The 21,049-nt window shown below is 39.9% G+C and carries 24 protein-coding genes; 14 read left to right on the top strand and 10 right to left on the bottom strand.

What is annotated here, in order from left to right; genetic code table 11:
* From ACED20_RS02695 to ACED20_RS02705, 3 genes are all read right to left on the bottom strand, one after another.
* Window positions 1–963: a D-2-hydroxyacid dehydrogenase gene (locus ACED20_RS02695; RefSeq protein ID WP_294200746.1), complete on the bottom strand. Its 963-nt coding sequence runs from the start codon at window positions 961–963 to the stop codon at window positions 1–3.
* A 122-nt stretch (window positions 964–1,085) separates the two neighbouring features.
* The gene (gene serC, locus ACED20_RS02700; protein ID WP_294200744.1) at window positions 1,086–2,150 is read right to left on the bottom strand and encodes a 3-phosphoserine/phosphohydroxythreonine transaminase; all 1,065 of its coding nucleotides are present in this window, start codon (window positions 2,148–2,150) and stop codon (window positions 1,086–1,088) included.
* A 120-nt stretch (window positions 2,151–2,270) separates the two neighbouring features.
* On the bottom strand, window positions 2,271–2,621 hold the full coding sequence (locus ACED20_RS02705) for a 4Fe-4S binding protein (RefSeq protein WP_294200743.1): 351 nt from the start codon (window positions 2,619–2,621) through the stop codon (window positions 2,271–2,273).
* Window positions 2,622–2,680: 59 nt separating this feature from the next.
* On the opposite strand from ACED20_RS02705, the gene ACED20_RS02710 reads away from it, so the two are divergent.
* The 6 genes from ACED20_RS02710 to ACED20_RS02735 all read left to right on the top strand — a co-directional run bounded on the left by ACED20_RS02710 (window position 2,681) and on the right by ACED20_RS02735 (window position 6,438).
* Complete coding sequence (locus tag ACED20_RS02710) at window positions 2,681–3,715, top strand: acyl-CoA reductase (protein ID WP_378103400.1); 1,035 nt, start codon at window positions 2,681–2,683, stop codon at window positions 3,713–3,715.
* Window positions 3,716–3,750: 35 nt separating this feature from the next.
* A complete protein-coding gene (locus ACED20_RS02715) occupies window positions 3,751–4,197 on the top strand; it encodes a peptidylprolyl isomerase (RefSeq protein ID WP_378103402.1) in 447 nt (148 codons plus the stop codon).
* A gap of 59 nt (window positions 4,198–4,256) precedes the next feature.
* The gene (locus ACED20_RS02720; protein ID WP_294197619.1) at window positions 4,257–4,724 is read left to right on the top strand and encodes a peptidylprolyl isomerase; all 468 of its coding nucleotides are present in this window, start codon (window positions 4,257–4,259) and stop codon (window positions 4,722–4,724) included.
* A 198-nt stretch (window positions 4,725–4,922) separates the two neighbouring features.
* On the top strand, window positions 4,923–5,402 hold the full coding sequence (locus tag ACED20_RS02725) for a hypothetical protein (protein ID WP_294229035.1): 480 nt from the start codon (window positions 4,923–4,925) through the stop codon (window positions 5,400–5,402).
* A 3-nt stretch (window positions 5,403–5,405) separates the two neighbouring features.
* Window positions 5,406–5,714 (top strand): hypothetical protein, encoded by a 309-nt coding sequence (locus tag ACED20_RS02730; RefSeq protein ID WP_294263030.1) that lies wholly within the window; start codon window positions 5,406–5,408, stop codon window positions 5,712–5,714.
* A 37-nt stretch (window positions 5,715–5,751) separates the two neighbouring features.
* Window positions 5,752–6,438 carry a Bax inhibitor-1 family protein gene (locus tag ACED20_RS02735; RefSeq protein ID WP_294229042.1) on the top strand — a complete coding sequence of 229 codons (687 nt, stop codon included), beginning with the start codon at window positions 5,752–5,754 and terminating at the stop codon, window positions 6,436–6,438.
* Window positions 6,439–6,584: 146 nt separating this feature from the next.
* On the opposite strand, the gene ACED20_RS02740 is transcribed toward ACED20_RS02735, so the two are convergent.
* The 3 genes from ACED20_RS02740 to ACED20_RS02750 form a co-directional block, all read right to left on the bottom strand.
* Window positions 6,585–6,833 (bottom strand): DUF6952 family protein, encoded by a 249-nt coding sequence (locus ACED20_RS02740; RefSeq protein ID WP_294197614.1) that lies wholly within the window; start codon window positions 6,831–6,833, stop codon window positions 6,585–6,587.
* 2 nt (window positions 6,834–6,835) lie between these two features.
* Complete coding sequence (locus tag ACED20_RS02745; protein ID WP_294197612.1) at window positions 6,836–7,141, bottom strand: co-chaperone YbbN; 306 nt, start codon at window positions 7,139–7,141, stop codon at window positions 6,836–6,838.
* Between the two features lie 115 nt (window positions 7,142–7,256).
* On the bottom strand, window positions 7,257–7,889 hold the full coding sequence (locus ACED20_RS02750) for a peroxiredoxin (protein ID WP_294331065.1): 633 nt from the start codon (window positions 7,887–7,889) through the stop codon (window positions 7,257–7,259).
* A gap of 210 nt (window positions 7,890–8,099) precedes the next feature.
* On the opposite strand from ACED20_RS02750, the gene ACED20_RS02755 reads away from it, so the two are divergent.
* Window positions 8,100–8,906 (top strand): GLPGLI family protein, encoded by an 807-nt coding sequence (locus tag ACED20_RS02755; protein ID WP_378103404.1) that lies wholly within the window; start codon window positions 8,100–8,102, stop codon window positions 8,904–8,906.
* A gap of 23 nt (window positions 8,907–8,929) precedes the next feature.
* Here ACED20_RS02755 and ACED20_RS02760 read toward each other — a convergent pair whose 3' ends face one another.
* Window positions 8,930–9,298 (bottom strand): helix-turn-helix domain-containing protein, encoded by a 369-nt coding sequence (locus ACED20_RS02760; RefSeq protein WP_294223942.1) that lies wholly within the window; start codon window positions 9,296–9,298, stop codon window positions 8,930–8,932.
* A 146-nt stretch (window positions 9,299–9,444) separates the two neighbouring features.
* Here ACED20_RS02760 and ACED20_RS02765 point away from each other — a divergent pair, with 146 nt between their 5' ends.
* Together ACED20_RS02765 and ACED20_RS02770 are read left to right on the top strand one after the other, a co-directional pair.
* Window positions 9,445–9,642, top strand: a complete 198-nt coding sequence (locus ACED20_RS02765; protein ID WP_294223945.1) for a hypothetical protein — start codon at window positions 9,445–9,447, stop codon at window positions 9,640–9,642.
* A 60-nt stretch (window positions 9,643–9,702) separates the two neighbouring features.
* Window positions 9,703–10,524 carry a GLPGLI family protein gene (locus ACED20_RS02770; protein ID WP_294292737.1) on the top strand — a complete coding sequence of 274 codons (822 nt, stop codon included), beginning with the start codon at window positions 9,703–9,705 and terminating at the stop codon, window positions 10,522–10,524.
* A gap of 30 nt (window positions 10,525–10,554) precedes the next feature.
* Here ACED20_RS02770 and ACED20_RS02775 read toward each other — a convergent pair whose 3' ends face one another.
* The 3 genes from ACED20_RS02775 to ACED20_RS02785 all read right to left on the bottom strand — a co-directional run bounded on the left by ACED20_RS02775 (window position 10,555) and on the right by ACED20_RS02785 (window position 15,359).
* Window positions 10,555–10,983 carry a helix-turn-helix transcriptional regulator gene (locus tag ACED20_RS02775; protein ID WP_294200300.1) on the bottom strand — a complete coding sequence of 143 codons (429 nt, stop codon included), beginning with the start codon at window positions 10,981–10,983 and terminating at the stop codon, window positions 10,555–10,557.
* Between the two features lie 178 nt (window positions 10,984–11,161).
* Complete coding sequence (locus ACED20_RS02780; RefSeq protein ID WP_378103407.1) at window positions 11,162–14,101, bottom strand: insulinase family protein; 2,940 nt, start codon at window positions 14,099–14,101, stop codon at window positions 11,162–11,164.
* Between the two features lie 64 nt (window positions 14,102–14,165).
* On the bottom strand, window positions 14,166–15,359 hold the full coding sequence (locus ACED20_RS02785) for a pyridoxal phosphate-dependent aminotransferase (protein WP_378103409.1): 1,194 nt from the start codon (window positions 15,357–15,359) through the stop codon (window positions 14,166–14,168).
* 132 nt (window positions 15,360–15,491) lie between these two features.
* On the opposite strand from ACED20_RS02785, the gene ACED20_RS02790 reads away from it, so the two are divergent.
* The 5 genes from ACED20_RS02790 (at window position 15,492) to ACED20_RS02810 (ending at window position 21,001) form a co-directional block, all read left to right on the top strand.
* Entirely contained in the window at window positions 15,492–16,313 is an 822-nt protein-coding gene (locus ACED20_RS02790; protein WP_294314528.1) for a GLPGLI family protein, read from the top strand.
* A gap of 279 nt (window positions 16,314–16,592) precedes the next feature.
* On the top strand, window positions 16,593–17,228 hold the full coding sequence (rsmG, locus tag ACED20_RS02795; protein ID WP_294200306.1) for a 16S rRNA (guanine(527)-N(7))-methyltransferase RsmG: 636 nt from the start codon (window positions 16,593–16,595) through the stop codon (window positions 17,226–17,228).
* Window positions 17,229–17,359: 131 nt separating this feature from the next.
* Entirely contained in the window at window positions 17,360–17,767 is a 408-nt protein-coding gene (locus ACED20_RS02800) for a hypothetical protein (RefSeq protein WP_378103412.1), read from the top strand.
* Window positions 17,768–17,771: 4 nt separating this feature from the next.
* Window positions 17,772–18,308: a DUF922 domain-containing protein gene (locus tag ACED20_RS02805; protein ID WP_294233320.1), complete on the top strand. Its 537-nt coding sequence runs from the start codon at window positions 17,772–17,774 to the stop codon at window positions 18,306–18,308.
* Window positions 18,305–21,001, top strand: coding sequence for a PD-(D/E)XK nuclease family protein (locus ACED20_RS02810; protein ID WP_378103415.1), 2,697 nt, complete (start codon window positions 18,305–18,307; stop codon window positions 20,999–21,001). Before ACED20_RS02805 ends, ACED20_RS02810 begins: the two co-directional genes overlap by 4 nt.
* The last annotated feature ends 48 nt before the right edge of the window (window positions 21,002–21,049 follow it).

Consider the following 21,049-nt stretch of genomic DNA (forward strand, 5'->3'; position numbering starts at 1 on the left):
TTATAATATAGTTTCTTTAATCTTAATAATCTGTTCTGCAAGTTCGACACCAATTTTTTCCTGGGCATCCACCGTATTTCCTCCGACGTGCGGGGAAAGCGATAAGGCAGGGTTCATCAGAAGAAGAACTTCCGGGCTCGGTTCTTTTTCAAAAACGTCCAGCGCAGCACCCGCTACTTTTCCGGATTCGATAAAATCGATCAGGGCAACTTCATTCATCACACCACCTCTTGCCGTATTTACGATGTAAACACCGTCTTTCATTTTCTCAAACTGAGGCGTGTCTATGATATATTCGTTCGTTTTAGGCGTATTGATGCTGATGAAATCCGCATCTTTCAGAAAAGCATCTGTATCATTGGTGGAAGTGATCTCAAAGTTCACCGACTGGCCGTCGAAAAATTCCAGCGTAAGGAATTTGGTTATGGGCTTTCTCGTAAGAACTTTAACTTTCATTCCGAGTGAAATCCCCATCTTCAGTACTTCCTGGCCGATGCTTCCGAAACCGATTACACCGAGGGTTTTCCCTGAAAGCTCATATGCATTGGCAAACGACTTTTTCATGGCATTGAAATGCGTTTCTCCTTCCAGCGGCATCAGCCTGTTGGATTCATGGAGAAAACGTGCCAGCGAAAAGAAGTGTCCGAATACCAGCTCCGCTACGGATTTTGAGGATGCCGTCGGGGTATTGATCACATATTTTCCTTTTTCAATCGCGTATTCAACATCAATGTTGTCCATCCCGATGCCACCTCTTCCGATAATCTTAAGTCCCGGACAGGCATCGATAAGATCTTCTCTTACTTTGGTGGCACTTCTTACCAAAAGAACGTCTACGTTGTTTTCGTTGATGAAACTGATGACGTGATCCTGTGCAACCCTGTGGTCCAGCACCTCGATCCCTGCATTTTTCAATGCCTGTTCACCTGCTTTTGAAATTCCGTCGTTGGCTAAAACTCTCATGTTTTTATATTCTTTAATTATTTAAATAAGTGAATTATTAAATAATTTAACAGTGGCGCAAATTAAGAAAATTTAAAATAAAACCTGTTATTGTTTAAATGATTGAATTTTAGTATTTTATATTAATTAACAGATTTCATGACGTCCACCAGAACCTGTACGCTTTCGATTGGCATGGCGTTGTACAAACTTGCTCTGTATCCGCCCAAGCTCCTGTGCCCGTTCAGTCCGCTGATGCCTGAAGCTTTCCATGCGGCATCAAATTCCTCTTTTTTGCTCTCGTCGGTAATCTTGAAAGAAACATTCATCAAAGAACGGTCTTCTTTTACGCAGAAGGTTTCAAACAGAGGGTTGCTGTCGATTTCATCATATAATAATTTTGCTTTGGCTTCGTTTCTGGCTTCGGCAGCTGCAATTCCCCCGTTGTTTTCCAAGTGCTGCAACGTAAGCAGGGAAGCATAGACAGGGAAAACCGGCGGCGTGTTATACATGGATTCTTTAGCGATATGCTGTGAATAATCCAGGATGGAGAACATATTTTCTCTTCCTGTCTTTCCTAAAATTTCTTTTTTGATGACCACCAGCGTAACTCCCGCAGGCCCCATATTTTTCTGGGCTCCGGCATAGATCAGGTCAAATTTCGAAAAATCCAGCTGTCTTGAGAAAATATCGGAACTCATATCACAAACCATCAGTGTATTTACTTCCGGGAAGGATTTCATCTGGGTTCCGTAAATGGTATTGTTGGAAGTGCAATGGAAATAATCGTATTCCGCACCTACGGTATAATCTTTAGGAATAAAAGAATAGTTTTCTTCTTTGGAAGAACCCACCACATCCACAGTTCCTACTTTTTTAGCTTCTTTAATGGCGCCGGCAGCCCATGTTCCCGTATCCAGGTACGCTGCTTTTCCGCCTACTTTCATCAGGTTGTACGGAACCATCGCAAACTGCAGGCTGGCACCTCCGCCCAGGTATAAAACTTCGTAATCATCACCCAGATTCATCAGTCTTTTTACGATGGCGCGTGCTTCATCCATTACCGCCACGAAATCCTTGCTCCGGTGCGAAATTTCAAGAAGGGAAAGGCCGATTCCGTTGAAATCCAGAATCGCCTGTGCCGATTTTTCGAAAACCTCCTGAGGTAAGATGCATGGTCCTGCGCTGAAGTTGTGCTTTTTGCTCATATCATTTATTTTTTTGGATTTTCTGTAAAGTTTCCTTTACCGTTTCATTTATAGTTTCTTATTAAAAATCAGGGTTTGGGCATATAAAAAACCGTCTCATGATGAATGAGACGGCAGTTATTATTCTCCGTGTAAGAATGCTTTTTTATTAAGCAGTGCTTCTTCAGATTCTATATGGTCCTCATCCGGTACACAGCAGTCTACCGGGCACACGGCAGCACATTGCGGTTCTTCGTGGAAGCCTTTGCATTCCGTACATTTATCGGTTACAATGAAGTATACATCATCACTTACAGGCTCCTGTGGCGCATCGGCATCCACCGTAAGTCCTGAAGTCAGGGTTACGGTACCTTTCAGTTCGGTACCTTCAGAAGCTTTCCAGTCTACTGCTCCTTCATAAATTGCATTGTTCGGGCATTCCGGTTCGCAGGCTCCGCAGTTAATGCATTCATCAGTTATTTTAATAGCCATCGCTAATTTTTTTTAAATTTGCACAAAATTACAAAATATTCCCCAATTTTACAGTAATTATGAATACCGAAAATCAAGTTTTAGGACTTACAAGGCTTAGCCGATACATAAAAGACTTTTTAGCCAAAAATCAGGAAGCGTACAGCGAAGATGATGCCGGTTTTGAATCGTTGTTAGAAAGATCCAAAATCGAAAACCCGTGGTTTACCATTGAAAATCAAAAATTTGCCATGCAGCAGTGGGCAGATTTGCTGACGGAGAAAAACATCGGCAGCTGGCTGAATAAATACCGGGTCTCAGGAATATCAAAAAGGGTAGGGCTTATCCTGGCCGGAAATATTCCTCTGGTAGGATTCCACGATGTAATTTCCGTTGTGCTGAGCAATCATATTCCCGTCATCAAGCTTTCTTCAAAAGATAAGTATATGATTCCGTTTTTATTAAAAAAGTGGAATGAATTTTCAGAAGGCAGCGTTCCTTTTGAATTTGTGGAAAAGCTTGAGAATTTTGATGCGGTGATCGCTACCGGAAGCAACAATACAGCGCGGTACCTGGAATATTATTTTAAAAACCATCTGCATATTATCCGGAAAAACAGGACATCAATCGCTGTTTTAAAGGGTGATGAAACAGAAGAGGACCTGAAACTTTTGGCAGAGGATATTTTCCGTTATTTCGGATTGGGATGCAGGAACGTGACACGGCTGTTTATTCCTCAGGATTTTGTCATCGACAGGCTTTTTGAAAGTTTCCTGGACTTCCAGGACATCATCAACCATAATAAATACGCCAACAATTACGATTACAACCGGGCCATTTACTTATTAAACCAGGAAAAATTCTGGGACAACAATTTCGTGATGCTGAAGGAGGATGAAAAACTTTTCAGTCCGCTTTCCGTTATTAATTTCAGCCGCTATTCTTCTCTGGATGAAGTGAAGAGCTTTATTGCTGAGAATGAAGAAAACATCCAATGCATTGTTGCCGGAGAAGAGCTTGGCCTGAATTCCGTAAAGCCAGGAGAAGCCCAGAACCCTGGACTGGATACGTATGCAGATAATGTGGACACCATGAAATTTTTATCGGTAATATAATTCTTCGTATCTTGCCGTTACCAATCCTGATCCGTATGAAAAAAATAATAGCGGTTCTTACCGTACTGGCATTTCAGCTGGGATTTTCCCAGGCGAGCCAGATCAAAATTGTTGAAAGCAAAAAAATTGAACTGACGTCCGAATTGAGCAAGGACCAGATTGCCATTTACAATCAGTATTTTACGAAGTTTGTGACGGCATTGAAAAATTCGGACAAGCAGGCCGTTAATGGTCTGATTTCCGACAAGGTAAAAGATATTGTATCCGATGATGTGATCCGGAAGCTATCCGGCGGCATCAGCTTTGAGCGGAAGACCGAGGTGTACAAATCGGGTTACCAGAAACTGCTGGATAACGAAACCTATCCGGCCATCCAGTATAAATATGCTGATGATCCGTCCGATCCGCCAAGAGATATTATTACCGTTATTTTTGAGAATGACGGGAAGATTCTGGGTGTGAAGCCGGAATACAGTAAATAAATGGTAACAGCAGGCAATAAGTAAAGTATAATTCTGTTTACTATAAGCCATAATTAAGCATGAGAAAAATATTTTTAATCCTTTCCGTCTTACCCGCGCCGTTCTTTTTCTCCCAGAAAAAAGCAGCACCTAAACCGGAAACCAAAAAGGAGAGCATCAGCAGTGATACAAAACCTGCACTGCAGTTAACGAAAGAAGAAATCGCCCTTTATAACGGAAACTTCCTGAAATTCATCAATGCGCTGAAGGCTTCGGATCGTAAAGGAATGGAAGCCCTGCTTTCCGAGAGAGCGAAAAAAATGGTCACGGATGTGGTTTTTCAAAAGCTGGCTGCCGATATTGATACCGGCAAGACATTTGAAATTATCAAAAGCGGTGACAAGCCTTTTATCGACGGAAGCAGGTTGCCGATGATCCAATACAAATATGCTGATGATAAAGCGGCTGAACCAGCGAAGGTTATTACCGCCGTATTTGACAAGGATGGGAAAATAATGGGTATCAAGCCGTATAAGACGGTGAAATAAAAAATTAATAAATAAAACCATATACTCCTTTTAAACATAATGAAAATAAAGGTTTTAAGTTTATTTTTACTCAGTCCGTTATGCTTTTCTCAGAACATCATTCAAACTGAGATTCAGGGAAAAAAATTAAACGATTTCATTCAATTGGAAAATCGTCTGGAAAATAAACTATTCAAAACGGATGAAAATTATGTTTCCGTGAAACCTGTTTTTAAACCGGTTATTTTTGAACGGAAAGAAAAAGATATTCCCAACCTTCTGGTATTTTATTACGGCTATAAAAAAGATTCAGCCATTGCTGAAATTCTCTATGAGTGGGACGTCCATAATTTTGACAAAGGTGAAAATGTAAAGAAAGCTATCGCCTTTAATAAAGCCATGATCAAGAAATATCTTGAGCTTATCGGCGAAGTTTCGAAAAAATATGGCAAAAGCATTCGGGAAGGGAATCTGGATAATCTCGATCTTCTCAATTCCAGCGAAGGTCTTCACCGAAGTGATGAGTGGAAGATTAATGACAGTATAAGTATCTCAGCCAATATAGACCTGTCAGAGCATTATGAAAGGCAGGGAATGATGGCTACTGTTCCTACTCATAAGATAAGACTATATGTAATGAATGAGAGAGAAGAGGAGGATGCCGGTAATGCTTTAAGCAAAGAGAAGATAGGTTTATAACGGATGGAATTCCTGAAGTTTCTTGAAAAGCTTAAAATTTCTGATTTCGCCGGAGCAAGAAATATTCTGGTCGAAAGTATAAAGGTTTCCGCAACAGATGATGTTTTAAAAACATTAGCCGGGAGCATTCATTTGGATAAGAATATTGAAATTTTCATGACGGGCTTTCAGATCACTGATGATGGGAATCAGCATCCGATGGTTCAATTTAAATATACGGATGACATTTCTCCTCCTAAGGAAGTAATATCTGTCCTTTTTGATGAGAATGGAAATATTTTAGGAATAAAGCCTATGAAACAATTGAATTAAAAACGATTAAATTTACATTAAATAAAAAAATAAAACTATGATGACAGATGTTTTAGTGGCGCACGCCAATGACGTTGATAAAGCAGCGTTTTACAGGAAAACCTATATTCATGTAGCCTTATCGATCCTTGCTTTTATCGGGGTAGAAAGTGTATTGTTGAAAATGGTTCCGGATCAGGTGATCTTTGCCATGTTTGCCCAAAGGTATATCTGGCTGCTGATCATCGGGGTATTCTGGCTGGCTTCAGTGCTGGCAACCAAGTGGTCGCTTTCACAGAGCCAGTCGACTCAGTATTTCGGGCTTGGATTTTATGTCCTGCTGGAAGCCGTTATTTTCCTGCCGTTAATTAAAATCGCGACACTATATGCCGGGCCGAACGTCATTTTTCAGGCAGCCATGCTTACCTTAGCGATGTTTGCAGGAATTTCGCTTGTCGCTTTTACTTCCAAAAGGGATTTTTCGTTCCTGAGAAATATCATTATTATCGGAGGATTTATTTCACTGGGACTAATTGTAGGAGGAATGCTTTTCGGATTCGATCTCGGACTTTGGTTCTCAGTAGGAATGGTGATCCTGGCTTCTGCAACGATCCTGTATCAGACGAGTATTCTTAAAAATGCGTACAGCACGAATCAGTACGTAGGCGCTTCTTTGCAGTTGTTTGCTTCCATTATGCTGCTGTTCTGGTATATCCTGAGCATTCTGATGAGCAGAAGGAATTAATGAAAATAAAAGAAATGTTGTAAACCCAAAAAATCCTGATGTCTCGGCATCGGGATTTTGTTTTTTAGTGGTTTAAACAAATAGAACTCATGTTGGCACAATGACAGGGTTTTATGATTTGTGTTATTCGTGAAATTTGTTTAAAATTATTTGTCTATAGAACCTAATACTTTTTGGGCAAACGAGTTTAAAGCATCCTTTTCACTCATTCCGCTTTGTACGCTGGCATGAACTTCCAAAGCGCCGCAGATGTTGGTAATAAGCTCGCCGGCAACATTCATATCTTCTTCGGATGTTCCTCTGAATTCTGTGAAGCTTTCCAGCACTTCCAGCGTTTTTTCAAGATTTTCAGGAGTCTGATTCTGATAAAACTGTCTGATGATCGGTAACTTCATAATTACAATTCGTTAAATAAGTTGATTAAACTTTCTGCCTGGTTAGACTGCACCTGGTTTACCAGTTCGCCGTTTCTGAAAATGGCAAAGGTTGGTAAATTATCCACTTTAGCCAGTTTTCTGCTTTCCGGAAGCTTTTCAGCATCTATGTACAGAAAAGGGATGCTGTCGTTCTCAGAAGCTAGTTTTTTAAACTTCGGCTTCATGATTCTGCAGTTCCCGCACCATGTTGCGCCGTATTGTACCACTACTTTTTCATTTTCGCTTACGATATTCTGAAGCGTATCTTCTGTTAATTCGGTATACATAAGTTAAATTTTAGAATAAAATTTAACAATGTACCAATCTAGCAATGCAACAGTTTACCAATATTAATTTCCTGCTGCATTATTGTTACACTGCTAGATTTGTTACATTGTTATATTAATTTTTAGCTAAATACTCAGCAGTAGACGTTCTGTCTGCTTTCATTGCTTCTTTTCCTTCCTCCCAGTTGGCAGGGCAAACTTCACCGTGCTTCTGAACGTGTGTGTAAGCATCGATCAGTCTGATGTATTCTTTTACATTTCTTCCAAGTGGCATATCGTTTACCGATTCGTGGAAAATTTTTCCGGTTTCATCAATAAGATACGTTGCTCTGTATGTTACGTTTGAACCGGTGAAAACTTCTTCTCCTTCTTCATTATATTCGAAATCCTGGTCTACGATGCCAAGGATGTTGGCCAGTTGTCTGTGGGTATCAGCCAAAAGAGGATATGTTACCCCTTCGATTCCGCCGTCGTCTTTGGAAACGTTCAGCCATGCGAAGTGTACTTCGTTCGTGTCGCAAGAAGCACCGATTACTTTTGTGTTTCTTTTTTCGAATTCAGGCAAAGCTTCCTGAAATGCATGAAGTTCAGTAGGGCATACAAAAGTGAAATCTTTCGGATACCAGAACAAAAGAACTTTCTGCTGATTGGATGTAGCTTCTTCAAAGATGTTGATTCTAAGATCATCCCCCATTTCAGACATTGCATCTACTGTTACATTAGGGAATTTTTTTCCTACTAAAGACATAATTTGTTATATTTTTATAATTAAATTTTCTGGTGCAAAGATAGTTATACTTCGTCTATCAGTCAAAGGTCTTCCGATAAATAAAATCTATGATGGTTTTTGATGCTGGTTTAAGGGAAAACTCCCGGAAATAAGGATAGTTTGCTGCAGAAATTTGAGGGAATTTATAACCATGAATCTCACTAGATTGCTGAAAATTGAATGACCATTATGAAAAAAATATTTCTGCTTCTGAGTCTTACAACGGTTTTGTACCGGGCGCAGCAAATTACCCTCATTTATGAGCTTACGTATAAAGCGAATCCGGATAAACCCGCTTTTAGTTCGGAAAATTATTATCTGGATGTTTTAGGCGAAGAATCGGCTTTTCGGTCGGAGCGCGAGCGTGCTTCTGATTCTCTGATCCAAAGAACCGGGCTCGGACTGGGCAGAAACCCGGTTTTTAACTCTCAGCTGTATACTCTGAAAAATCTGAAGACCAGGGATATTCAGAAAATTATTTTCACAAACTTTTTTAATGATAAGTATTCCATTACCATTGATGAAAAATTGGAATGGAAAATTCTGCCGGATAAACAAAAGGTGGCGGGTCTGGACTGTCAGAAGGCAACGGTAAGTTATGGAGGCCGAAGCTGGACGGCATGGTTTACCCAGAGCATTCCGGTCCCGGAAGGTCCGTATGTTTTTAATGGTTTGCCGGGAATGATCGTAAATATTTCAGATAATAAGTCAGATTATAGTTTTAATTTAATAAAAATGAAGGAATTCGAGAAAGATAATTTATTTGCAGTCAAAAAGGCGAAGGCTGTCAAATGGGAAGTCTTTCAGAAAATTCAGTCGGATTATTATACCGATCCTTTTGCAGAAATTAAAGCGAGGAATATGAAAGTGCAGGCCGGAGACGAAAAAGGAAATCTCATTCCTACAGATCTTAATAAAATAACAAAACAGCTTAAAAAACAGATCAAAGAAAATAACAACCCAATCGAATTGAATCACAGAGTAAATTATGATTGAGATTTCGGGATTTTATAATTTTGCTAATGGCTATTGAGCTGATTTTTCAGGTCTTGAATTATTTTTTCATTAACCAGGTTTTTCTCTACCAGTTTTTTGAATTCTTCAAGGAAATTTTCTGGGAAATTATTATTTATTGTATCTACATTATTTAGTCCAACCAATCCAGAATTTTTCTTGACTTTGTTTATAATGTTTGAGTCTAAAAAATATTCAAAATCCTTATCAAAAAATTTACAGATTTTATCCATTAATAAAAAGTCTACCTTTTTAGAATTTCCGCTTTCGATATTATGTAAAGTTCCTTGGGAAACGCCAAGTTGAAAAGCCAGATCATTCTGGGAAATATGTTTTTCTTCTCTTAAATTTTTGATTTTAGTTCCGATGTTCATGTTTAGATTTAATTAATTTTCTAATTGAAATAATTAATTTCCTGTTTGGTAAAGGTATAAAGAATTTTTCATATTCGTAACAAGCAATTGATCCGGAAAAAATTGTAGTGTAACAAATTAATTTTAATTTTTAAAACATTTAAATTATGAAAAATTTAAAAAAACTTTCGAGAAATGAATTGAAAAATTTGCAAGGTGGTAAAATTTATCATGGTGGTGGAGCCGGGGGCTGCGCTGATATGTGTACTCCTACTGGAGGTTCGGGTGATACTTGTGCGCAATATGGATTAACATGTGGCTTTTATCAGGACAAGAACGGGAATTGGTGTAATAGATGTTTATAGTGTAAGATATAATGGGACGTATAATTGATACGTCTCATTATTTTTAAATAAATTTATCATATGAAAGGAAATATAGTATTTACAAGATTATCATTCTTTTTCGTTTTTCATTGTATTATTTATGTATATGGTCAAAGTAAAATTTTTAAATATGACCTGGAATATAAGCCAGATCTGTTAAAAGATAGTATTGTTTCAGAAAAAACCATTTTGGAGGTTAAAGATCATATATCAATTTTCAGAACTGAAAACGAAAAAAAGTCGGATTCACTTATAGCTCTTACGGGTTTAGGTTTGGGCAGAAAAATGAGGTTTGAAGATCAGTTTTACACCAAAAAAAATCTATCTAATAAAGAAGTTTTTAAAAGTATTCAGACCGTATTCAGTGAAATCTTTTTCATAAGAATTGATGAAAAACTTAATTGGGAGATCTTACCGGAGAAAAGTAGAATAGGCAATTTTGAAGTTCAGAAAGGCAAATTGACGTATGGCGGTAGAAACTGGACCGCGTGGTTCACTACTGAAATTCCCGTTCAGGATGGACCCTATGTTTTCTATGGCTTGCCCGGCTTGATTGTGAAAATTTCAGATGATAACAATAATTACCATTTCACTTTAACTGAAATAAAAAACGGAAATGAAAGGATCTATTATAGAAATAAAGGTCTTGAATTGACCTGGGAACAATTTCAGAAATTAGCGATGAATTATTATTCAGATCCCTTTGCACGTATGAAATCCATGGGAGTTCCCATAAAAAAAGATGACGGAGCAGGCAATGCTGTTTCTATGAATATAAGAGAAGAATCTGAAAGACTGAAGAAAATAATAAGGGAAAATAATAATCCGGTAGAGCTTAATCATAGAGTCGAGTATAAATAAAAAAAACCTGCTTTGAGGCAGGTCTCTATATTATTTATTCGGTATAAGCTTCTCAAGCATTTCAATGGTCTGATTTTTTTCTCTAAGGATACGTTCGTACAAAGCCGCTTTCTCGTCATTAAGCCTTTTAATTTCCTCTAAGGTTTCCAACCATTTTTCAAAAGGGTTTATGTGAATCGTCGGGTAATAATTATATCCATTGGATTGATCATTAAAAGTATTCGATATAATCTGGACCGCCTGCTCCTCATCGAAATTGCGAAATGCTTCTGCAGGAATCTTTAAGACTTCTGAAATTTGTTGCAGTAAGTAATCGTCGATTACATCCTTCTGCTCGAGCAGCGATATTTTTTTCTGGTTCCAGTCTTCGCCCAGGTCGAAAGCCAATGCTTCCTGCTTGATGCCCAGCATCTCCCTGAATCTTTTTACGTTGCGCCCCTGATGTACTTTTTGTTCCATGACCGGTGTTTTTTTTGATTAGTAAAGGGTAAATTTAGAAAATATTGAGGGATTTGGCAAGGGAGAAGTTAGACGAGTAATTTATTTGTGGAAAGTATAGGTTGGTTAGGTTGTTTTACTTGAAAGAATAATTGATTTAAAACTGAAAGAGACTGTCCTGCGACAGCCTCTTTCTTATTTAATAACCAAATATTTCAGTCAGGGTCAGTTTTTTTACTTCACCGAGTTTCTGCATGTCGGCTTCGCTTACTTTATCCTGCGAAGCGACCAGGCAGTAGGTATAGCTTTTGTCTTTCATTTCCTTATCGTGGAAATTGTTGATATCGGCAAACGTCAGTTTCGGAGCCTGTTCGTAGACATTTTTACGGATGTCTGAATTATTTCCGAGCTTCTGTGCTCTCAGATACGTAAAAATAATGCCGTCCTGGGTTATTCTTTCTGCAGCAATCGACTTTTTCAGGCCATTTTTTGCTGTTTCAAAAAGCTGGTCGGATTTCGGCAGGGTCGTCAGCAGTTCGTTCATTGCGGTGGTCGATTCGTTGAATTTATCTGCCTGTGTTCCTACGTACGCCATGATCATATCTTTGTCCTGCTTTTTCCCCGGAAGAGAGAAGTAGGAATAAGTAGAGTATGCCAGGGCTTTGGATTCCCGGATGGTCTGGAATACGACAGAACCCATTCCACCACCGAAATAATTGTTGAACAGATTAACCGTCGGTGTAATGCTTACATTGTACGGATCGCTGTTGCGGACCCAGAAAATTTCAGCCTGAACCATATCGTAATGGGCAAACAATACTTTGTTCTTATCCGTCGGAACCTGCGTGAAGGTCTTGGATTTAGGCATTTCCTTCAGCGCATTCGGCACTTTGTGGATCAGTGTAAGGGAAGAAGCGACTTCGTTGGCGGATTTTGGTCCGTAATGAAGGATTTTATGTTTGAAATTAAACAATCCGTGCAGCATATTCACCAGGTCTTCCGCTTTTAAAGCATCCAGTTCTGCATCGCTCAGCACATTATTGAAAGGGTTCTGAGGTCCGTACTGGGCGTAACTTCTCAATCCGCTCATGATGGCATTTTTATTCTGCTTGGCGTTGGCTCTTGATTTTTTCAGTCTTGCTTTGTAGGAATCCAGGGCTTTCTGATCGGCCACACAATTTTTAATAAGATCCTCAAATAAGGCGGCGGTTTTATCGAAATTTTCATTCAGGCCTTCCAGAGTGACATAAGTTTCTTCGTTGCCGGCGCTTACATTAAAGCTTGAAGCCAGCTTGTAAAACTCTTTGCTGATGTCTTCCGAAGATTTGTTTTTCGTTCCCAGATACTGAAGATATTCTGCTGCGATCGGAAGGATTTTATTGTTCCATTTTCCGGCATCGAAATGATAATATAACCTGAAAAGATCGTTGTCCGTATTTTTCACAGACAAAACGTCTACCGATTTTACCTTGCTTTTAGCAATATCCTTGTCGAAATTCAGCCATACCGGAGCGATAGGCGATTCCGGCATTTCATCGATCTTTTTAAGGAACGGCGACTGGTCTTCCCGATTTACGGAAACCGGGGTAATCGTAGGCTTATCTACTTTTACGATATTTTTGTCTTCGCCTTTTCTTTTGTAGACGGCTACATAATTGTCGTCTTTAAGGTATTTTCCAGCGAAATCCATGATGTCTTTTTTCGTCAGCCTGGAAATCTCCTCGATATATTCCAGCTGGGTTTTGTGATCCACTTCCGAGGTGAATTCATCCATCAGCGATTCTGCTCTGGATGTATATTTTTCGTATTTCTGGATCATGTTTTTCTTCTCGTTGTTCACGATGGACTGCATCAGATCCTGGGAGAATTCGCCTTTTCTTAATTTGTCGATTTCCTGAAGCAAAAGGTTTTTCACCTCGTCCAGTGACTGGCCTTCCGTCGGGTTCCCCTGTAAAAGTAATGCGGAATAATCTTTCAGGACATAAGGAAAAGCGTATGCACTCAGTAGTTTCTGCTTTTTCACAAGGTCAAGGTCGATAAGGCCGGCCTGTCCGTTGGTCAGCATGCTGCCGATAAAATTCAGCATCCGTGCGTCTTTTGTCGTAGCTCCCGGAAAACGGAAACCGATCATGATGTTTTCAGGATTCGGGCCCCACACTTCTCTGGTGATAGGCGCGGCAATCGGGCTTTCCTGACCTGGATTATAAACCGGAACCGGCTTGTTTTTCATATAAGAAAAAGCCTTATCGATCTTGGCAATCATTTCATCCGGATTAAAATCTCCGGACATGATGATTCCCATATTGTTGGGAACATAATAATTGTTGTAATAATCCCGGATGGCTTTTAAAGAAGGGTTCTTTAAATGCTCAATCGTTCCGATGGTGGTCTGCTTTCCGTAATTGTTATTCGGGAACATCGCCGCAAACATCGCTTCGTATACTTTTCTTCCGTCGTTGTCCAGCCCACGGTTCTTTTCCTCGTACACGGCTTCCAGTTCGGTATGGAAAAGCCTTAAAATAGGCTGCCTGAAACGTTCTGCCTGGACCGCCAGAAACTTATCCGTTACATTGGCAGGGATATCTTCCGTGTAAACGGTCTGTTCGTAGGAAGTGAAAGCATTGGTACCGTCGGCACCCATTCCCGCCATCATCTTGTCGTATTCGTTGGCAATGGCATATTTGGCTGCCTCTCCGGAAACTTTATCGATTTCTTTATAAATCTCCTTTCGTTGGGCTTCGTCCTTCGTTGAATTGTATTTTTCATAAAGGGCATCAATCTGGTCCAGCAGCGGTTTCTCTTTCGACCAGTCTTTGGAACCGAAAGAATCCGTTCCTTTGAAAAGCATGTGCTCAAGATAATGCGCCAGGCCGGTGTGGTCGGAAGGATCGGTTTTGCTTCCTGCCTTGGTTGCGATATAGGTCTGGATTCTAGGATCTTTTTTGGTCGGACTTAATATAACGGTCAATCCGTTTTTTAAAGTATAGTATCTTGCTGCCGTCGGGTCATTCGTTACGTATCTGTACGTGTAGCCGTTCGATTGTGCTTCTTTCCACTGGAAATCCTGCCCGTAAGCATATCCGCAGTAGCTGGCGGCAGCAATGCTGGTGGCAATGGTTAGTTTTTTTAAGATGTTCATTGTTGAATTTGGAATTAAAATTTAAGTTTCAGATTTAAAGTTTAACGGGGTTTGATCATTTAGTTTAATTAAACTGATCCAGAAGGGTTTTGATTCTTCTCATCGCTTCCTTTAGATCTTCTTCAGAAGCGGCATACGAAAACCGGATACATTCCGGGCTTCCGAATGAAACACCGCCCACACATCCGACATGGGCATTTTCAAGGATAAACATCGCGAAATCATCGGAATCCTTGATTTCCGTACCGTTCAGTGTTTTCCCGATATAATGGGAAACATCCGGGAAAAAATAGAAGGCTGCTTTGGGCAGCAATACTTTGAATCCCGGGATTTTTTTCATTAAATCATAAACAAGATCTCTACGTGCTTTAAAAGCATCAATCATGTATTTATATTCTGAAGGATCAGCTTTTAAAGCCGTAATCGAAGCTCTCTGGGCTACGGTATTGGCACCGCTGGTCATCTGGCCCTGAACTTTTTCACAGGCTTTGGCCAGCCATTCCGGGCATGCGGAATAGCCGATTCTCCATCCCGTCATTGCGAAGGCTTTGGACATCCCGTTGATAACGGCAGTCTGCTCGTATACTTCAGGAAACTGTGCGATGGAAGTTGTTTTCGTCTCATAATTGATGTACTCGTAAATTTCATCTGAAATAACGGTAACATGAGGATATTTTGCAATAACTTTTGCAAGAGATTTCAGTTCGTCATACGTATAATATCCGCCTGAAGGATTACACGGCGAACTGAAGAGAACGGCTTTGGTTTTATCGGTAATGGCTTCTTCCAGCTGTTCGGCAGTGATCTTAAAATCGGTAACATAAGAAGTCGGAAGCATAACGGAAAAACCGCCCATCATTTTTACCATTTCGTCGTAGCTTACCCAATAAGGATTCGGAAGGATCACTTCGTCACCGTCGTTCAGCAGTGCTGCGAGGACATTAATAATCGCCTGCTTGGCACCGTTGGAAACACAGATCTGCGAAGGATTGTATTCTAAATTGTTGTCTCTTTTCAGTTTGTGGACAATGGCCTGGCGAAGCTCCAGGAATCCCGGAACAGGAGAGTAGTGGCTGTAGTTCTCGTTGATGGCATCGAAGGCAGCCTGTTTAATATTGTTCGGAACATCAAAATCGGGTTCGCCTAAGGTAAGGCTGATTACATCTATTCCGTTGGCTTTCATTTCTCTGGCCTTGTTGGACATCACGAAAGTCTGCGAGTAACCAAGTCTGTTTACTCTTTCTGAAAGTTTCTCCATATATCGATTTCAAATTTTAACAAATATATAAAAAAGTATTTCTCGAAAAATAAATAAAACCGACTTCGATGATAAGGTGCAGTGGTTTATCACTATATTTGTAGTTATTAATTCGCTTTAAATAAAATAAAAATGTATAAACTCTTTTTTCTTCTGATGATGTCCTTGGTTTCAGCACAAAGCTACCGATTCGTCTATGAATACAAAATGAAGCCCGACACGGCTAAAAAGGATTCGGTGATTGTCGATTATATGAACCTGGATACGGACGGTAAAAAATCGTATTTCTATAATTCGGCAAAGCATGAGCGGGATTCAGCCTACGCCGTAACGAAGGACTTCAAAGATCTTTTTCAGGCTAAATCATACGACCAGAACCTGAGCTATATTATCCAAAAGGATTACGCCACCGGGAAAATGGATTTTTACGACAACTTCAAGACGGTGAACATCCTGATCCCTGAAACCGAAAGCCCGAAATGGAAAATCGAAAAAGAGTTTAAGAAAATCAACGGGATGAACTGCCAGAAAGCAACAGCGGATTACAAAGGGAGAACCTGGGAAGCCTGGTTTAGCAAAGAATATCCGGTAAACGACGGCCCTTATAAATTCAGCGGTTTACCCGGACTGATTATCAGGCTGGAAGATGCTGAAAGTGACCATGTTTTTAATTTAATTCAGATTAAAAAAATCAATGCTTTGTCTGTGGTTTTACCAAAATCCCCGAAGCATATTACCCGTGCGGAGTATAAACAAGCCATGGCCAATTATTCGTTTACCAATGAAGATATTGAAGGCATGGACGTAAGCAAACAGGATAATAAAGTATCCATCCGCCTGAAGGATGGTTATGTCGCCAGATTCGGAGCAGATGAAATGAAAAAAGTCCGGAAACTCGACGAAGCAATTACCAAGCGGTTGAAAAGAACCGATAATTCTATTGAAAGAAATTAGTTTCCGGCTAAAGGACTGGAAGATAGATGCCGGAAGTTTACTTTAATTATGAAAAACTAAGGGTATGGGAAACTTCAGCTGTCAACGCAGAGGATTGTTTATATTCCAGCCGTTGATCTTTCGGTCGTAAAAGTACTTCGGCAGGCTCAGCATGGCACATTGCATTCAGCAAATGATAGCAGGTGATGGTACTTTATTTGCGAATCTCATGTTTTGAAATCTCTAATTTTTGAATAAAGCGGCTAAAAAAACTTATTTTTGCCTTTTATAATATTTCAGATGTCTACAACGTTACTATTAAAATACTTTCCGGATCTTACAGAAACGCAGATCGATCAGTTCAGCAAACTCGAAAGCCTGTACCATGAATGGAACGAAAAAATCAATGTGATTTCAAGAAAAGATATGGAATCACTCTATGAAAAGCATATCTTACACTCTTTGGGAATTGCTAAAGTCATGGCATTCGCTCCCGGGACGAAAGTACTGGATATCGGAACCGGCGGCGGATTTCCGGGGATTCCCTTGGCCATTCTTTTTCCTGAAGTCGAATTCACGCTGATCGATTCCATCGGGAAAAAGATTACGGTGGTAAATGCTGTCGCAGAAGGAGTGGGACTGAAGAATGTAACGGCCATCCACGGAAGAGCCGAAAAGCTGAAGGAGAAATTTCATTTTGTGGTGAGCCGTGCGGTTACCCAGATGCCGGAGTTCCTGAGATGGCTGAAAGGTAAATTTGAAAAGGAACAGTTCAATCCCAAGCATAATGGAATTCTTTATCTGAAAGGCGGAGACCTGGCAGAGGAACTTGCCGGTCTGAAATGTGAAATCTTCAATCTTAAAACTTATTTTGATGAAGAGTTTTATGATACTAAGAAAGTAGTGTATCTGTCAAAAGGGAATTTTAATTCCTAATAATTTTAACCATAACTTTATTATCTAATCTTATAATTATCTATTGTAATTAATAAAACAGTAAGCAAGTTCAAACCAACGTCACTGAGGAATAATTTTTGTTTAATTTTTTAATAATCAAATTTTTAGCTATGAAAAAGTCTTTCTCTATTGGGTTTTCTGCAATGGTTTTAGGATTATTTCTGACTTCCTGCAACAACGATGACAATTATAATACGGTTGAATCTGTAGACCGTATAAAAATCGACAGCGTAAGGATCATTAACGATACGATGGATGTCTTTACGGTGCAGAGTATCAAAACATATTCTACGTATCCGTCTCATTGCCAGGGGTTTTATGGCTATGATTATATTCACGGCGATAATCTCACCAGAAATGTAACCGCTTATAAATACATTACGGACGGGCCGTGCACGCAAAGTAGCTACACCGCAGCCAGCCAGATCAATTTCAGTCCGCAGCAGAAGGGGATCTATACCTTTAAGTTCTGGAACGGAGACAACAGCTGGATTACCAAAACAATAGTTGTTGAATAAATACATGAAGAGAATTTTCTTAGCCTGTTTCCTGATTTCCAATACAATCTTTGCCCAGAAAATATATTGGGCAGAAGGAAAAAAACTGAACTGGAACAACTTTAAGAGCCGGGTCAACAACCAGCGGGGAGCCAACGTGGTGGCCTACACCAACTGCGGCTGGTCTTATTCGTATGTGAAGTCCTCCAATCCCAAAGCTCCTGTAAAAATAAACATTGAAACGATCTTCAACGAAGACAAATCCTGGAAAGACGATAAACGGATCAATGATTATGTACTGCTTCACGAACAGAAACACTTTGATGTGGCCGAAGTCTTTGCTCGCAAACTCAGAAAAGAAACTTCAGAAAAAATAAAAACGGGTGCGGATTTCGATAAATATTTCAAATCCATCTATAACAGTATCTTAAAAGAATATCAGGATTTCCAGAGGGCTTATGACGGTGAAACAAAGAACGGAATGATAGAAGAAAAACAATCGGAATATAATCGTATGATTGCTGAAGAATTAGAAAATTATAAAAGCTTTAAAACATCTTGAAATTCCTCAATAAAGTCATCCATGAACTCTTAGAGCAAAACGCGGATTTATCCGAGTTTAATATTGTGCTTCCCGGAAAGCGTCCGGTCGTTTTCATCAGGCGGATCTTGGAAGACCGTAAGTATTCAGGGTTTCTCCCGACTTTTTTTACGATTGAAGAACTGATTAATAAAATTGCAGATCTGCAGGAAATCCAGGGTATTGCGCTCTGGCTTTTTGCTTTTGATGTATATAAAGGTCTAAATCTAATTCCGAATGATGATTTTGCCGAATTCCTCAAGTGGTTTCCGACCCTGCAGAAAGACTGGGACGATATGCTGAAGTTTTCCGAGAGCGATACCGCCGTTCTGCAGTATATGTTCGATGAAGAACGCATCAAAGAATGGGCACAGGATCTCGGAGAAGACGATGAAGCGCCGCGAAAGAAGTTTCTTAATTTCTGGAAAAACATGAACGTCTTTCTTCCGGTTTTAAAGAAGAAGCTGCAGGAAAAAGGATGGGCAACTTCCGGAATGATCAACGAAACGGCAAAGGCGAAAATTAATGATTTTGCTAAAAGTACCAGACAGCAATTTATTTTCTGCGGATTCAATGCTTTTACGCCGGCTGAAGAAAAACTGGTGAGAAGCCTGTTACAGTGGAATAAGGCAGAGTGCTTCTTCCAGGCAGACCGGTATTATTTTGACGACGAACGGCAGGAAGCCGGTAAGTTTCTCAGGAACCATAAAACCTGGAAGGAATTCGACGACCACCGTACTTTTCAGTGGATTGAAGACGATTTCAACCAGCCTAAAAATATAAAAGTCTACGAAGTTTCCGGGAATGTAACCCAGACGAAAATTTTACCGGAAATCTTTGAGGGGATTGAAGATAAAACGTATTCCAATACGGCGGTGGTTCTCCTGGATGAAAACCTGCTTCCGGCCAGTCTCGACGTGATGCATGGTGTCCGGAACCTCAATATTACGATGGGTTTTCCTTTAAAGAACCTCTCGTTCTCAAATGCCGTTAAACAGTTGTTCTATCTTCAGAAGCAATTGGAAAAGAACAAGTCTTCTTACTACTACCGTGATATTTTCCCGATCCTGGAAGAGCTCCCGAAATCTGCAGAAGACGAGCTCGTTATCAATAATTTCAGGGCCAAAATAGAAGAACGGAATATCGTATATATCTCCAAAAAGCTTCTTCAGGAACTCCTGGGCAGTCTTTCTTACTATAATTTACTGATTAAGACGGAATCAACCCATATCTATCTCGATACGCTGATCGAATTCTGCCGGCAGATCAAATGGCTGGAAATTGATGACATTCAGTACGAAAACGTGTCTCACTTCGAGAATGCTTTCAGGATCATCAAAAACCAACTGTTGCCCTATCAGTTTGAAATCAAAATGGAAACCCTTGAGATCCTGATCAACCAGCACATCAATTCCGAAAGCATCGACTTTCAGGGAGAACCTTTGCGCGGGCTTCAGATTATGGGATTGCTGGAAACGCGTCTCCTGAATTTTGAGAACGTGATTATGCTTTCTGTAAATGAAGGGAAACTTCCGCTCGGTAATTCACAGAACACGTATATTCCGTTTGATATCCGGAGGGTTTTTGATCTTCATACCTTTCTGGAGAACGACAGCATTTATGCCTATCATTTTTACCGCCTGATCCAGGATGCAAAGAATGTACATCTGTTGTTTAACGCATTAAGTTCAGGCGTCAATACGGGAGAGAAAAGCCGGTTCATTACCCAGATTGAAATGGAAAGTGCACATAAGATCGAACACATAATTATTGAGAATTCTTCGGAGCCGATCGTTACCCAGCCGATCGAAATTTCAAAAACAGAGATTGTGATGCAGCGGCTTGAAAAATGGAAAGAAAAAGTTTCCGCGTCCCACCTTACGAGTTACCTTTATAACCCGATTGATTTTTACCTTTCCAAGATTCTGAATACTTCGGAAAGTGATGAGATCGAAGAAGAACTGTCCGTAAAAAATTACGGTAACCTGGTGCATTATACCCTTCAAGAAATTTATGAGGTGTCAAAAGGTAAACGGTTAAAGGAAAGTGATTTAAAAGAATCAGTTAAAGCAATAGATCAGTATATCGAAAAAGCAATTGAAAAGCTGAAACACCAGCCGGAGTTTTATGAAAAAGGGATGAACTTCATTCATAAAGCCATTGCAAAAAAAGTAATTGAAAACATTCTGACCTATGATCTGGAACTTGTAAAGAGCGGAAATACGCTGGAAATTTTAGATATTGAAAAACGTTTTGAAGGCGTCGATTTCCCATTAGGCGAACAGGGGAAAATTTCTTTCTTCGGCTTTATCGACCGGATCGACCTGTTAAACGGTACACTAAGGATCATCGATTATAAAACCGCAAAAATCAAGAATTTAATTGTAAAAATTGATGAGGCCAATGTTGATGAATACTTTCACAGCAACGACCGGAAACAGGCCTTACAGCTCTGTATCTACCAATATGTGGTCCAGAACCTTCCTGAGTTCTGGGGAATGCCGATTGAGACGGGAATATGGAGTTTCGCTGAAACCAAAAAGGGCGTCGTTTCCCTGCAGTTTGAAAGAGGGGATATCGACGATGCTATGAAATCGGTGAAAAGCCTTATCGAAGAAATATTAAACCCCGGTATTAATTTTGTGGAGGAAATTAAAGCGTACAGCAATAATTAAATTAAACCTCATAGGTTTTAGAAAACCTATGGGGTTTCAGTAAGAATA

Source organism: Chryseobacterium sp. sg2396, assembly GCF_042610505.1.
Classification (GTDB): Bacteria; Bacteroidota; Bacteroidia; order Flavobacteriales; family Weeksellaceae; genus Chryseobacterium.

Coding starts and splice junctions, on each gene's coding strand:
- ACED20_RS02695 (WP_294200746.1), bottom strand. CDS start 963: ATGAGAGTTTTAGCCAACGACGGAATTTCAAAAGCAGGTGAACAGGCA.
- serC (WP_294200744.1), bottom strand. CDS start 2,150: ATGAGCAAAAAGCACAACTTCAGCGCAGGACCATGCATCTTACCTCAG.
- ACED20_RS02705 (WP_294200743.1), bottom strand. CDS start 2,621: ATGGCTATTAAAATAACTGATGAATGCATTAACTGCGGAGCCTGCGAA.
- ACED20_RS02710 (WP_378103400.1), top strand. CDS start 2,681: ATGAATACCGAAAATCAAGTTTTAGGACTTACAAGGCTTAGCCGATAC.
- ACED20_RS02715 (WP_378103402.1), top strand. CDS start 3,751: ATGAAAAAAATAATAGCGGTTCTTACCGTACTGGCATTTCAGCTGGGA.
- ACED20_RS02720 (WP_294197619.1), top strand. CDS start 4,257: ATGAGAAAAATATTTTTAATCCTTTCCGTCTTACCCGCGCCGTTCTTT.
- ACED20_RS02730 (WP_294263030.1), top strand. CDS start 5,406: ATGGAATTCCTGAAGTTTCTTGAAAAGCTTAAAATTTCTGATTTCGCC.
- ACED20_RS02735 (WP_294229042.1), top strand. CDS start 5,752: ATGATGACAGATGTTTTAGTGGCGCACGCCAATGACGTTGATAAAGCA.
- ACED20_RS02740 (WP_294197614.1), bottom strand. CDS start 6,833: ATGAAGTTACCGATCATCAGACAGTTTTATCAGAATCAGACTCCTGAA.
- ACED20_RS02745 (WP_294197612.1), bottom strand. CDS start 7,141: ATGTATACCGAATTAACAGAAGATACGCTTCAGAATATCGTAAGCGAA.
- ACED20_RS02750 (WP_294331065.1), bottom strand. CDS start 7,889: ATGTCTTTAGTAGGAAAAAAATTCCCTAATGTAACAGTAGATGCAATG.
- ACED20_RS02755 (WP_378103404.1), top strand. CDS start 8,100: ATGAAAAAAATATTTCTGCTTCTGAGTCTTACAACGGTTTTGTACCGG.
- ACED20_RS02760 (WP_294223942.1), bottom strand. CDS start 9,298: ATGAACATCGGAACTAAAATCAAAAATTTAAGAGAAGAAAAACATATT.
- ACED20_RS02765 (WP_294223945.1), top strand. CDS start 9,445: ATGAAAAATTTAAAAAAACTTTCGAGAAATGAATTGAAAAATTTGCAA.
- ACED20_RS02770 (WP_294292737.1), top strand. CDS start 9,703: ATGAAAGGAAATATAGTATTTACAAGATTATCATTCTTTTTCGTTTTT.
- ACED20_RS02775 (WP_294200300.1), bottom strand. CDS start 10,983: ATGGAACAAAAAGTACATCAGGGGCGCAACGTAAAAAGATTCAGGGAG.
- ACED20_RS02780 (WP_378103407.1), bottom strand. CDS start 14,101: ATGAACATCTTAAAAAAACTAACCATTGCCACCAGCATTGCTGCCGCC.
- ACED20_RS02785 (WP_378103409.1), bottom strand. CDS start 15,359: ATGGAGAAACTTTCAGAAAGAGTAAACAGACTTGGTTACTCGCAGACT.
- ACED20_RS02790 (WP_294314528.1), top strand. CDS start 15,492: ATGTATAAACTCTTTTTTCTTCTGATGATGTCCTTGGTTTCAGCACAA.
- rsmG (WP_294200306.1), top strand. CDS start 16,593: ATGTCTACAACGTTACTATTAAAATACTTTCCGGATCTTACAGAAACG.
- ACED20_RS02800 (WP_378103412.1), top strand. CDS start 17,360: ATGAAAAAGTCTTTCTCTATTGGGTTTTCTGCAATGGTTTTAGGATTA.
- ACED20_RS02805 (WP_294233320.1), top strand. CDS start 17,772: ATGAAGAGAATTTTCTTAGCCTGTTTCCTGATTTCCAATACAATCTTT.